This window comes from Dietzia sp. PP-33 (assembly GCF_033790845.1).
Classification (GTDB): Bacteria; Actinomycetota; Actinomycetes; order Mycobacteriales; family Mycobacteriaceae; genus Dietzia.
In genome coordinates this window covers 207,564-220,225 of record NZ_JAMYEI010000006.1, presented here as the reverse complement: position 1 = coordinate 220,225, position 12,662 = coordinate 207,564, and the positions used below count along the sequence as shown (strand labels likewise).

The window sequence follows — 12,662 nt, the reverse complement described above, 5'->3', positions numbered from 1 at the left end:
ATCCGGCCACCGCTCACGGCTCCCCCGGGGGTCTGTGACCGATCTCTCTGCCCACTGCGGCCCCCTGACCAGGGCTTCCACGGGCTTGGCGTAGCTCACATCGACGTACCAGGATTCCGCCGGCGAGAGTACGTAGGGTCCGGAGCATGAGTCAACGCGTGATCGAGGACGGGGGCCGGGCCGCGTCGACCCCGGCGCCTTCTCCCGTGGGCGGGGCAACCGGGGGCCTGACCGGCGCCCACGCGGTGTCGGACGATCCCGACGCCCTCCACGCCGCCGTCTTCCCGGCGCCGCTGACCGCGGTCGCGGCTGCGCTGATCGGCGGGTTGCTCGGTGCCGGGGCGGTCTACGGCGTCGCGACGCGGCTGGCGGACACGCTGGTCGGGGTGGTCGTGATCATCCTGGTGTTCGCGCTGACCCTGGCGGGCCCCCGGGTCCACGCGGCAGCGCGATCCGAGGTGGGCCGCACTGTGGCGGTGATCCTCGAGTCGATCGGCTTCGGGGGCGTGCTCGGGGCCGTCATCGTCCTGATCTGAGCCGAGCCCCCAGCTCATCCACCAGATCGTCCTCCAGGCCGGCGCCGTCCACGAGGTACCGACGGACGTCCCCGAACTCCCTGTCCATCGCGGTCAACGAACGTCGGAGGTTGCTCTCCTCCACACCGATCAGTACGTCGATCGCCTCGGCCCGGTCCGGCATCTCGGTCCGGACGAAGCCGCGGATGGAGTCGACGAAGTCAGCCGACAACTCGCGGGTCAGCACATAGTCGGCGATCACGTCCTGCTCCCGCACACCGGCGAGCAACTGGAGAACCGCGGAGATCCACCCCGTCCGGTCCTTCCCTGCGGTGCAGTGGACGATCGCCGGGCCCGTCGACCGCGCCACGGCGTGGACGGCTCGACCGAAGCCGATCCGCTCCTGTTCACCGAGGACGAACCTGTCGTAGGTCGTCGCCATCTCGCGGCGGGCGTCCTCGACGCTGAAGGTCCCGACGCCGGTGAAGGTGGCGGCAGAGGTGTGACCGGCGAGCACGTCGATGGCGTGGTACTCGGCACCAGCCGGGAGCACATCGGGGTGCCTGGTGATCTCGTCTCCGGTCCGCAGGTCCACCACGGTGCTCACCCCGAGCCGTTCGAGCACCCCGAGGTCGTCCTCGCTCACTGACAACGTGGTGGACCGGTACACGAGGCCGCGGGCCATGGCCCCCGACGGGTGGAGCGCGTACCCGGGGCCGGCGATGTCGCGGAAATTGTGCACGCTCGTGAGTCGGATGTCACCGGAAGTCCACCCGGAAACGACCACCTCGGCGTCGACCTCGGTGTTCATGCGCGCGTCTGCGCCCATCCCGCGTCCCCTTCGGCTCGTGCGCGTCCGGATGACGCGCCGCTCCCTCGTTCCTACCGGATCGCGGGAACCGGTGCGAGGGGGCCACCACGGAACCGGATCTCACCCCGTTCCTACTCCGCCCGCCTCCCGGCACCCGGCGCGAGGTGCCCGGGAGGGCACACGGTCGGCCAGGCTAGCGTGGTCGGAGTGGAACGACCCCGCAGTTGCACCATCTCCCCGGCGGTCCAGTAGCCGGACTCGTCGGCGGCCGTCGCTCGCAGGACGGTGCCCGAGGCGAGCACCCGGGTGGGACGCTCCTTGGCCATCTCGCACAACCGCGCGCCCTCGTTGACGCAGGGTGATGCCGAGGGGCGCGGACAGGCATCGCGACTGTTCCTCCGCCGTCGGTGGTCGGTTCTCGTCAGCCCCAGCCCACGTCATCCAGCCGGCCACCACCCGGATGAGCCACCACGAGCCGATCGAGATCCCGACGACCGCGGTGACCGGGGTCACCAGGAGGGCAGCCGTACTGAACCGCCCTGCGATGACCTGATCGACGGGCAGCAGCAGGCCGATGACGATCCAGACACCGAGCGCGCCGAGCCCGTGGGTCATGACCAGCATCCGGGCGAGCACACCCTGGACGCGCCTCCTCCGGCGCGGGGGCTCCTCCCGCTCGAGTCCGAGCAAGCGGGCACCCCAGGGCGGGCGCGGGAAACGTGCTGAGGGGGTGGTCACGAGGGAGCGGTCCTACCGGGCGGGGGATGGGTGCTCATCGTCTTATCACTGTCGTCCGGGTCACAGTAATGCGCTAACTTAAATGAATGGCCACACCTCGGTTCAACCCCGGTTTTGAGATGCGTCACCAGACCTTCGGCGAGATCCTCCTCGAACGCTCGTCGGACGACAATCCCGGACTGCTCTTCGAGGACGCGAGATGGACGTGGCGAGAGTTCGTGGCGGACAGCGCGATCCGCGCCGCCATCCTGTCCGACTGGTCCGCCACGCACGCCCACGCGTACGCGGACCGCCCCGAGCGTTTCCGGCACCTGCACGTGGGCATTCTGCTGGAGAACGAGCCCGAGTATCTGTTCCTCCTGTCCGGGGCGTCGATGGCGGGCGTGACCGTCATCGGTATCAATCCCACCCGCCGCGGCGCCGAGTTGGCCTCGGACATCCGCGGGGTCGACTGCGACGTGATCGTCACCGACACCGAGGGCGTGGCGCTGCTCGACGGCCTCGCACTCTCCGACGAGACCGGCGGCGTCGTGGCCGTGCACGACGTGGACTCGGCCGACTGGCAGGGCCTCCTCGCCGCGCATGCCGGCGCGGCGCCACGGCTCACCGATGCCGCCCGCGACCCCGACACCCTGCTCGCGCTGCTGTTCACCTCGGGCTCCACCGGTGCGCCCAAGGCGGTCATGTGCTCGACCGGCCGGCTCGCGATGCTGGGCACGATCAACTACCGCAACCTGGAACTGGACGACGTCGCCTACAGCGCGATGCCGATGTTCCACGGCAACGCGATGTTCGCCGCGTTCGCCCCGGCCGCGTTCGTGGGGTGCACGTTCGCGATGCGCCGGAAGTTCTCGGCCTCGGGTTTCCTACCGGACGTCCTGCGCTTCGGTGCCACCTACGTCAACTACGTCGGCCGCTCGCTCTCGTACATCCTCGCCCAGCCCGAGCGTCCCGAGGAGAAGCAGACCGAGCTCAGGATCGTGTTCGGCACCGAGGCCTCGGCCCACGACCGCGCCGAGTTCGCCCGCCGCTTCGGCGTCGAGCCGGGCGAGTCCTACGGCTCCAGCGAGGGTGGGGTCGTGATCGGCCGCACCCCCGACACCCCGCCGGACGCCCTGGGCGTCGCGGGCGCCCACATGAACGTCGCGATCCTCGACGAGGAGGGGAACGAGTGTCCGCGTGCCGAGTTCGACGCCGACGGGGGCCTGGCCAACGCGGGCGAGGCGATCGGCGAGATCTGCAACCTCACCGGAGCCGCCATGTTCGAGGGGTACTACCGCAGCCCGGAGGCGACCGCCGAACGCAACATCGGCGAGGTCTACCACTCCGGCGACCTGGGTTACCGCGACGCCGAGGACGTCTTCTACTTCGCGGGCCGCTCAGGGGACAAGATCCGCGTGGACAGCGAGAACTTCTCCGCCGGCCCCGTCGAGCGGATCCTCGACCGTTTCCCCGGCGTCCTGGTGGTGGCCGTCTACCCCGTGCCGGATCCCCGCACGGGCGACCAGGTCATGGCGGCCATCCAGCTGGAGCCGGGAGTGACCTTCGACCCCGCCGCCTTCTCCGAGTTCTGCCGGACCCAGCCCGACATGGGGACCAAGTGGGCGCCGCGCTTCGTGCGGATCATGGACACCATGCCTGTCACCGCGACCCGCAAGATCGCCAAGCCCAGCCTGCGCCGCCAGTCCTGGACCGAACCGGGCGAGGTGTACGTGCGCGGCGGCGCCGCGTTGGTGGGAGGGGACGACGACGACGAGTTCCGGCCGCTGACCAGCGCAGTCCGCGACTCGGTGCTCGAGCAGTACCGTCTCCACGGACGGCAGCCGCAGGGGGTGTGAGCGGCGGCGGACTCAGCTCAGGATGCGCAACTGGAACGGGTAGTTGATGGTGCGGCCCTGTGTCGCCCGCACGGTGCCGATCAGATGCCCGACGATCTGGAGGACGAAGGAGACCGCGAGCAGGACCAGGCCGATCGGGATGCCGATCACGGTGATGATGAATATCCACCCCACGATGCTCATGATCCACAGGCCGAGGTTGAAGTTGAACGAACCCGCCGCGGCCTGCCGGACGAACGGGCTGCGGTCCTTGTAGATCAACCACATCACGAGCGGACCGACGAAGGACAGCCAGCCCGCGGACAGCGCCATGGCGATCAGGCTGGACGCGTGCGCCAGGGCTGCGGGGGTGCGGTCGTCGGGCCCGGCTACGGGCTCCTGTCCGAACCGGGGGTCGCCGTACTGCTGGAATCCGGGCTGCTGGGTCATGTCACCAGTGTGCGCCACCGGCGTCGGCGGGGCATCAGGGAAGTCCCCGGTTTCGTACGTCGTCGACCTCACCTCCCCCACGAGAACCCGAGTTTCACGCGCCTGTCATATGTCACGCCTACTGTGGCGGCCATGGCCGACTCCACCCAGCCGGATCCGACACCCTCCGACCCAGCACGGTCAGACACAGCATCGTCCGACACTGCGCTATCCGAGACTGCGCAGCCAGACTCGCTCGAGGAGGCCGTCGCCCCGCTTCGGGACGACGTCCGGTTCCTCGGCGCCCTGTTGGGCGACACCGTGCGTGAGCAGGCGGGCGAGGAGGTCTTCGACCTGGTGGAGACCGCCCGCCGCACGGCCTTCGCCGTCCGCCGCTCGCATGCCGACCGCGACGAGGTGGCCGCGTTGTTCACCGATCTCGGCGCGGAGCAGATCATCCCCGTCATCCGCGCGTTCTCGCTGTTCGCCCTCCTGGCGAACGTGGCCGAGGATCTGCACCAGGAGCGCCGGCGCCGCATCCACACCGCTGCGGGCGAACCCGCGCCGGACGGCGACCTCGAGGCCACCTGGTCCCGGTTGGCCGGTGCCGAGCACCACCCCGAGAAACTCGAATCGGTCCGCGCCACCGCCCGCGTCTCCCCCGTCCTGACCGCGCATCCCACGGAGACCCGCCGTCGAACGGTCTTCGAGGTCACGCGCCGCGTCCACGCCCTCATGCGCCGCCGCGACGCCCTGCGCGCTGGGTCACAGGACAGGGTGTCCCGGGCCGAGACCGCAGATATCGAACTCGACCTCCGTCGCCAGGTGCTCACGCTGTGGCAGACCGCGATCATCCGCAGTGAGCGCCCGCGCATCGAAGACGAGGTCCTCAGTGGACTGCAGTACCACGAGGCCACTCTGCTGGACGTGATCCCGCCGCTCAACGCCGAGATCGCCGAGCGACTGGGGACCGGCGCCCGCGCCGTGGTCCGCCCCGGTTCGTGGATCGGTGGCGACCGCGACGGCAACCCCTACGTCACCGGTGACGTCGTGCGGTTCGCCACCGAGCGTGCGGCCGAGCTCCTGCACGGGCACTACACCGATCAGCTGCGCCGGCTCGAGCGGGAGCTGTCCCTCTCGGCCCGGGTCGTCCGGGTGCCCGACGAGCTGCGTGAGCTGGCCGACCGGCTGCCCGAGGTCCGCGACGAGGTCACCGCCACCCGCGAGGACGTGCCCTTCCGCCGCGCCGTGCGGGTGATCCGCCGGCGGCTCGCCGCGCGGGTGGTCTCCTCGTCGTCGTCGCCCGCCGCGTCGTCCCCCGCGATCGGGCGTGACGACGACGAGCCGTACTCCTCCCCGAAGGAGATGCTGGCCGATCTGGACACCATCGACTCGGCGTTGGCGGCCTGCGGTTCCGACCTGTTGCGCTCGCCGAGGTTGAGGGATCTGCGCTGGGCGCTGCGCTCGTTCGGGTTCCACCTGCAGGCCCTGGACATGCGGCAGAACTCGGAGTCGCACGAGGAGGTGCTCACCGAGCTGTTCGCGCTGGCGGGCGTGAGCCAGGACTACTCGGCGCTGGACGAGGACTCGCGCGTCGAGTTGCTGCTGCGCGAGCTCTCCCACGACCGGCCCCTGCTGGGCCCGCGGGCGGAGCTGTCCGAGCTGGCGGCCAAGGAGCTCGGCGTGATGCGGGCGGCCGCCGCGGCGGTGGACCTGCTGGGTGCCGAGGTGGTGCCGCACTACATCGTCTCCATGTGCGGATCGGTCTCGGACCTGCTCGAGCCGGCGATCCTCCTGCGCGAGGTGGGTCTGTTCTCCGGCGACCCGGAGGAACCGCGGTCCAGCGTGCGGCTCATCCCTCTCCTGGAGACGATCGACGACCTCGCGGCCGGTCCGGGGATCCTCGACGCCGCGCTGGCCATCCCGCAGTTCCGGGCGCTGATCCGTGCGCAGGGCGACGTCCTCGAGGTGATGCTCGGGTACTCGGATTCCAACAAGGACGGCGGCTATCTCGCCGCCAACTGGGCGCTCTACGAGGCCGAACGCGACCTCGTGGACGCAGCCGACCGCGCCGGGGTGCACCTGCGCTACTTCCACGGCCGAGGCGGTGCGGTGGGCCGGGGCGGAGGCAACTCCTACGACGCGATCCTCGCCCAGCCGCCCGGTGCCGTGCAGGGTGCGCTGCGGATCACCGAACAGGGCGAGGTCATCTCGGCCAAGTACTCCGAGCCCGGGCGGGCTCGCCGCAACCTCGAGGCCCTGGTGGCCGCCACTCTCGAAGCCTCCCTCCTCGACGTCGAGGGGCTGGGCGATCGCGCCGAGGAGGCGTACGGGGTGATGGCCGAGCTCGCGGGGCTGGGGCGCGATGCGTACGCGTCTCTGGTCCATCACGACGACGGGTTCATCGAGTACTTCACCTCCTCGACCCCGCTCAGCGAGATCGGCGAGCTCAACATCGGCTCCCGACCGGCCTCGCGCAAACAGACCTCGACCGTGGACGACCTGCGGGCCATCCCGTGGGTGCTGTCGTGGTCGCAGTCGCGCGTGATGCTGCCGGGGTGGTTCGGGGTCGGCACCGCGCTTCGCGACTGGGTCCACCGGGAGGGCACCGGGGACGCCGACGAGCGACTATCGGTGTTGCGGCGGCTCTACGCCGACTGGCCGTTCCTGCGCACGATGCTGTCCAACATGGCGCAGGTCATGGCCAAGGCGGACATGGACCTGGCCGGTCGCTACGCCGCGCTCGTCCCGGACGCCGAGGTGGGCCGCCGGATCCACGGGGTGATCTCCGAGGAGTTCGACCTCACCCGCGAGATGCTGCTGGCCGTGACCGGCAACGAGACCCTGCTGGACGACAACCCGGCGCTCGCCCGCTCCGTCCGCAACCGCTTCCCCTACCTCGAACCGCTCAACGTCCTGCAGGTGGAACTGCTGCGCCGGTACCGTGCGGGCGACGAGGACCCGGCCGTGCGGACCGGCATCCAGTTGACGATGAACGGCCTGGCCACGGCGCTGCGCAACTCGGGGTAGGAGCACGAGGACAGCGCCGGCGTCGAGGCCGCCGCACGCAGTGTGGTTTTGCAGTGTGATTTTGCAGTGTGATCCTGGTCGTGGCCACTGCGGCGGATCGGCAATTTATCCGCAATACGAACGACCAGAATCCGGTCGGTCCTGCGCCGGGTCCGGTCGACACGGGCGGGGGCCCGGGTTGGCGGCCGTCACCGGGGAGCTGCGGGGTGCTCGCGCAGTTGCCGCTGCGTGAGCGGGATGAGCAGCACGCACACCACCGCCAGGGCCGCGATCCAGGGCACTGGGCCGCCGAGGCGGGAGAGCACCGCGAGTACGTACGGCGTCGCCATGCCGAGGTAGGCCAGGACGTAGAAGACGGCCACGAGCCCGGCGTGGTCGCGGGGCCCGGATTGGATCTCGACCTCGACCAACCCGGCCACCAGCAGGGTCGCGTATCCCGCACCGAGCAGGACCGCGACGGGCAGGAGCCACAGCGCCCGCCCCGGCAGTTCCGGCGAGGCGGCCAGGACGGCCCCGGCGGCCATACCCAGCGCGGCGGCGGTCAGCCCCATCACCGGGGGCCGGGACGGCGGGGAGGCCGCCGCGAGTCGGCGCACGGTCGGCTGGACCAACACTCCGGCGCCGAGCGTGATGCCGACCATCACCCCGGCGTACGCCGTCGGCAGGCCCCCGGCGTCCCCACCCAGCAGGTCCGCCAGGACCGCGAACGACATGCTGGCGCAGCCGAACACCAGCGGCGCCCACGGTGCGACCCCCAGCAGGAACCTGCGGCTGCCCGCGCTGGCGGGGATGAGCCCGGCCGGGTCGGCGCCACCGTGCGGACGATAGGGGTCGGCGGCGTTCCAGGCGGCCACCAGCGCGACCGCGCCGAGCAGCAGATGGGGCAGGTAGGGCGACAGCATGGGAGCGGGAGCGAACTGGCCCACCAGGCCGCCGACCAGCCCGCCAAGCCCGAATCCGCCGGTCAGGGCGATCGCGGCTCGACGTGCGCCGGTCCCGGGCGGGGCTCCGGCGGAAAGCTCGCGCACCCAGGCGCTCCCCGCCCCGAACGCGGCCCCCGAGGCGAGCCCGGCCAGGAACCGGCCGAGGTAGAGCCACAGCGGGTCCTGGGGGCCGAGCAGCATCAGCACGGTGGCGACCAGCGACAGGACCAGGACCGGTCGCATGAGTACCCGCCGCCCGTGGGCATCGGACCACCGACCGGCCACGAGGAGCGTCGGCAGCAGCCCGACGATGTAGACGCTGAACATCGCGGTGACGTCGGACTGACCGAGGCCCTGCTCCTCGCGGTAGAGGAACAACAGCGGCGCGAACTGGTTGGCGCCCCACCCCACGGCGAACACCGCGAGGGCGGCGCGCAACCAGGCGCGATCGGTAGGCGGACTTGTCATGTGGCAGAACCTAGCCGCCGTTCGTCAGGTCAGCGCCTCGATCACGAACGCCACCCCCACCGCCACGAACAGCACGCTGACGATCACGTCCACCGTCGGCAGGACCCGTCCGACCCGCTCGTTGACACGTCGGTGCGACGCCGCCACGGCGAGGGTGCAGAACCACACCAGCGCCACGGTGATCATCCCCGCCACCAGCACGACCGACTGTCCCGGAGGGACCTCGCCGCTGAGGAACGGCGTCAGGACGGCGCCGAAGAACACCAGCGCCTTGGGGTTGGCCAGATTGGTGGCCAGACCTCGGGCGAAGTCGGCCCCGGGCAGGTTCGGGTCGGGTTCGTCGGCGGACGGCTCGTCGGGGTCCGCCCCCGACCGCGCTCGCCACCACCCCCGAAGTCCGAGCACCCCCAGGCTCGCCAGCAGCAGTCCGCCGGCCACCTGCAACCCCGTCATGAGCTGCGGGTACACGCGCACCAGTGCCGCCAGGCCGGCGAACGCGGCCGCGAGCCAGACCGCGATGCCGGTGACCACCCCTACCGCGGTGGCGACACCGTGGCGTCGCCCGACGAGCGAGCGGTGGAGGACGACGACGAGGTCGGGCCCCGGCGAAATCACCGCGATCACCCAGATTCCGTAGAGCGCCGCGACCTGTCCCGCGGTCACGCAGCGGACTCCATCGCCAGGAGACGCTTCTTGACCTCGAGCCCGCCCCGGTAGCCGCCGAGGCCGCCGTCCGAGCGCAGGATCCGGTGGCACGGCCACACCAGGGGAAGCGGGTTGGTGGCGCACGCCGTGCCCACCGCGCGGACGGCCCCGGGCTTGTCGAGGGCGGTGGCGATCTCCCGATAGGTCGCCGTGTGCCCGTACCCCACGTCGGGCAGTCGGCGCTGGACCAGACCTCGGAACCCGGAGGCCAGGACGGTGTCCAGCGGCAGGGAAAACTCCCGCAGACGACCCGCGAGGTAGTCGTGGAGTTGCGTGGTGGCGTCGTCGAGGACTCCTGTGGCATCGACGCCACCGGTGGCCTCGTCCGGCGATCCGGAGGCACCCGCCTGCACGACACGGGGCCCGATCTTCGCGGCGAGCATCTGCAGGACCTCGTCCCGGGGCTCGCCCTCGAACGCCACATACGCCAGACCCTGCGGGGTCGCCGCCAGGAGCAACCCGCCGATCGGCGAGTCGACGGACCGGACCAGGACGTCCACCAGCCCCTCCTGTTGCGCCTGCCGCGCCAGGCGGTCGCGCAACCGGCCCGTGTCCGCGGGAGCGCCGCGGAGTGTGTCGATGACGTCGTCCCCGGTCATGACCCCTCCATCGTTGGTGTCGTCTGCAAGGTCTGGTCAGTCACGGTCTGGTCAGTCACGGTCTGGTCAGGCACGGTCTCTCGCTCCACGGTCCGCCTCAGGGCCGCCACCCCGTCGGCCGCCGCGCGTCTGGCGGCTGCCTCACCGCCACCGGTGAGCGCGGCGATCTCGGCGTACGGCAACCCGCCCAGATATCGGTAGGCCACACAGAGCCGCTGCCGGGTGGGCAGAGCGGCGACCGCGCCCCAGATCGGGTGTTCGCCGAGCTCGTCGTCGTCGCCCGCACGGCTGCCACTCCTCCCGCGGCCACCGCCCGCCCACTCCTCGAGCAGGGCGACGTCGTCCACACCTCCCGCCGGGGCAGCGATGCGCGCCGATCTGCGCACCACGTCCACGGCGCGGCGGTGGGCGACCCTGACCAGCCACGCCTCCACATTGGTCTCCTCCGGCAGGCCCGGCCAGGCCCGCAGAGCGGACAGGAACGTCTCGGACCAGGCGTCGTCGGCGTCGGGGCCGGGACCCAGGACCGCACGGCACACCCGCAGGACGGTCGGCCCGTGCCGGACCACCGCACCGTCGAAGGCTGCCCTCATAGGTCAGATCCTCCCCTCGTCTCCGGCGCCACGTTCACGCGCCCCGGCCACTCACCCCGGCCACCGGTCTCAGGAGGTAGTCGTTCCGCGCGACGGAAACGTGAGGTCCGTGAGGCAGGAGGCGAGAACGGGGGCCTTCACCTGACGTCGACGTCCGCGGCGGGTGCTATCTTCGGACCATCAACACCGCTGGTGAGTGGCTGCCTATGGAGGTGAGTTGCGGTCATGGACCTTCCCCGCATCTTCACCATCCGCGAGAGCAGCCATCGGATCCACAATCCACTGACCGAGGTCAAGCTCGCCGCCCTAGGGGCAGCCCTCCAGCTCGCCCCAGGAACGCGAGCACTGGACCTGGCCAGCGGCTCGGGCGAGATGCTGAGCACCTGGGCGCGTGATCACGGGATCACGGGCACCGGTGTGGACATCAGCACGGTCTTCACCGAGACAGCCCGAGCCCGCGCCGCCGAACTCGGCGTCGCCGACCGTGTCGAGTTCATCCACGGTGACGCCGCCGGCCATGTGGCGGACGAGCCGGTTGATCTGGCCGCATGCGTCGGTGCCACCTGGATCGGCAGCGGTGTCGCCGGGACGACCGAGTTGCTCGATCGCAGCCTGCGTTCCGGAGGCGTGATGCTGATCGGCGAGCCGTACTGGCGGCGGACCCCGCCGGACGAGGAGACGGCCGTCGCCTGCCAGGCCACCGCCATCGACGACTTTCAGGAGCTCCCAGACCTGATGGGGACGTTTCACGATCTCGGGTACGACATCGTCGAGATGATGCTCGCCGACCAGGACAGCTGGGACCGGTACACAGCGGCCCAATGGCTCAACCTGCGCCTCTGGCTCGACCGGAACCCCGACGACGATCTGGCCCCGGAGGTGCGTGAGGAACTCGCCACCGCGCCCGCCCGCTACGCGCGTTTCACGCGTGAGTACCTCGGATGGGGCGTGTTCGCCCTCATGAAGCGCTGACACTCATCCCCACGCGGTGATCGCGAGCCGCGTCTCCTCCGATCGACACTGATACAGCTTTCCCTCGCCAGTCCAGTGCTCGGTACTGTCGAGTATCGGATATCTCCGGGCGGCACGCCGCATCGGACTTGCGTGTGGAGGACAGCGAATGGCATCGATCTTCATCTCGGGCGGGGCGGCTGGGATCGGTCTGGCAACGGCGGAGCGATTCGGCCGCGAGGGATGGACTGTCGGGGTGTACGACGTCGACAAGGACGCCCTGGCCGCGGTGCAGTCGAGGCATCCCGACTGGATCACCGGAGAGCTCGACGTCCGCGACATGCAGCAGTGGGAGAAGGCGCTTGGCGAGTTCACCTCGCACACCGGCGGGACGCTCGACGTCTTGGACAACAACGCGGGCGTTCTTGTTGCCGGCGACTTGGTGGAAATCTCGGCGGACGCGGTGAAGGCTCAGATCGACATCGATGTGTTGGGCGTGACGCTCGGCGCCAAAGCCGCGTTCCCGTACCTCAAGGCCACGCCGGGGTCGCACCTGGTCAACATCGCGTCCGCGTCGGCGATCTACGGTCAGCCCGGGATCGCCACGTACAGCGCCGCCAAGTTCTACGTCGCCGGACTGACCGAGGCGTTGGAGCTCGAGTGGGCACCGCACGGCGTGCGTGTGGTGGGGATCTGGCCGTTGTGGGCCAAGACCGCTCTCGCGGACCCCAAGGCCAAGACGACCAAGACGCTCGGCATCAAGATCACGCCCGACCAGGTCGCGGACAAGGTCTGGCAGTCCGTCCATCCGACGACCCTTGACCGCCGCCTTCATCGCACGTCCTACAGCGTCGGTGAGCAGACGACCGTGCTCGCGAACATCTCCAAGTTCTCGCCCAATTTCGCGACGCGCCTGGTCAACAAAGTCCTGGCCCAGTAGGACCTCACTTCGAGCTGATCGTGGGGCGACTCCGAGCGTTGCACTGAGCCTTGTTGAGATCAGGGGCCACCTTGGCGTCCGCGACCTGAGTTCGACCAGCCCCGGGCACCCGCCCGGCCGACGGCGTCCGCAGTGGTCGTCCC

General features: G+C 70.5%; 12 protein-coding genes. 5 read left to right on the top strand and 7 right to left on the bottom strand.

What is annotated here, in order from left to right; genetic code table 11:
* Nucleotides 1-146 precede the first annotated feature (146 nt).
* Complete coding sequence (locus NJE57_RS12370; RefSeq protein ID WP_319028737.1) at nt 147-536, top strand: hypothetical protein; 390 nt, start codon at nt 147-149, stop codon at nt 534-536.
* Here NJE57_RS12370 and NJE57_RS12365 read toward each other — a convergent pair.
* Nucleotides 520-1,344: a tyrosine-protein phosphatase gene (locus NJE57_RS12365; RefSeq protein WP_319028735.1), complete on the bottom strand. Its 825-nt coding sequence runs from the start codon at nt 1,342-1,344 to the stop codon at nt 520-522. The genes NJE57_RS12370 and NJE57_RS12365 overlap by 17 nt on opposite strands.
* Nucleotides 1,345-1,446: 102 nt before the next feature.
* Complete coding sequence (locus NJE57_RS12360; RefSeq protein WP_319028734.1) at nt 1,447-2,064, bottom strand: hypothetical protein; 618 nt, start codon at nt 2,062-2,064, stop codon at nt 1,447-1,449.
* Between the two features lie 86 nt (nt 2,065-2,150).
* Here NJE57_RS12360 and NJE57_RS12355 point away from each other — a divergent pair, with 86 nt between their 5' ends.
* Nucleotides 2,151-3,902, top strand: coding sequence for an AMP-binding protein (locus NJE57_RS12355; RefSeq protein ID WP_319028733.1), 1,752 nt, complete (start codon nt 2,151-2,153; stop codon nt 3,900-3,902).
* A 12-nt stretch (nt 3,903-3,914) separates the two neighbouring features.
* Here NJE57_RS12355 and NJE57_RS12350 read toward each other — a convergent pair whose 3' ends face one another.
* Nucleotides 3,915-4,331: a DUF4870 domain-containing protein gene (locus NJE57_RS12350; RefSeq protein WP_319028732.1), complete on the bottom strand. Its 417-nt coding sequence runs from the start codon at nt 4,329-4,331 to the stop codon at nt 3,915-3,917.
* 132 nt (nt 4,332-4,463) lie between these two features.
* Between NJE57_RS12350 and ppc the strand changes: the two genes are divergently transcribed.
* Complete coding sequence (ppc, locus tag NJE57_RS12345) at nt 4,464-7,340, top strand: phosphoenolpyruvate carboxylase (RefSeq protein ID WP_319028731.1); 2,877 nt, start codon at nt 4,464-4,466, stop codon at nt 7,338-7,340.
* A gap of 188 nt (nt 7,341-7,528) precedes the next feature.
* On the opposite strand, the gene NJE57_RS12340 is transcribed toward ppc, so the two are convergent.
* From NJE57_RS12340 to NJE57_RS12325, 4 genes are read right to left on the bottom strand one after another with little or no spacing between them, the layout of a single operon-like run.
* On the bottom strand, nt 7,529-8,731 hold the full coding sequence (locus NJE57_RS12340) for an MFS transporter (RefSeq protein WP_319028730.1): 1,203 nt from the start codon (nt 8,729-8,731) through the stop codon (nt 7,529-7,531).
* A 24-nt stretch (nt 8,732-8,755) separates the two neighbouring features.
* A complete protein-coding gene (locus NJE57_RS12335; protein ID WP_319028729.1) occupies nt 8,756-9,394 on the bottom strand; it encodes a LysE family translocator in 639 nt (212 codons plus the stop codon).
* Nucleotides 9,391-10,035 carry a methylated-DNA--[protein]-cysteine S-methyltransferase gene (locus NJE57_RS12330; RefSeq protein ID WP_319028728.1) on the bottom strand — a complete coding sequence of 215 codons (645 nt, stop codon included), beginning with the start codon at nt 10,033-10,035 and terminating at the stop codon, nt 9,391-9,393. Before NJE57_RS12330 ends, NJE57_RS12335 begins: the two co-directional genes overlap by 4 nt.
* Nucleotides 10,032-10,628 (bottom strand): sigma-70 family RNA polymerase sigma factor, encoded by a 597-nt coding sequence (locus tag NJE57_RS12325; RefSeq protein ID WP_319028727.1) that lies wholly within the window; start codon nt 10,626-10,628, stop codon nt 10,032-10,034. The genes NJE57_RS12330 and NJE57_RS12325 overlap by 4 nt, the downstream gene beginning before the upstream one ends.
* Before the next feature lie 225 nt (nt 10,629-10,853).
* Between NJE57_RS12325 and NJE57_RS12320 the strand changes: the two genes are divergently transcribed.
* Nucleotides 10,854-11,600 carry a class I SAM-dependent methyltransferase gene (locus NJE57_RS12320; protein WP_319028725.1) on the top strand — a complete coding sequence of 249 codons (747 nt, stop codon included), beginning with the start codon at nt 10,854-10,856 and terminating at the stop codon, nt 11,598-11,600.
* 148 nt (nt 11,601-11,748) lie between these two features.
* Nucleotides 11,749-12,519, top strand: coding sequence for an SDR family oxidoreductase (locus NJE57_RS12315; protein WP_319028724.1), 771 nt, complete (start codon nt 11,749-11,751; stop codon nt 12,517-12,519).
* Nucleotides 12,520-12,662 lie beyond the last annotated feature (143 nt).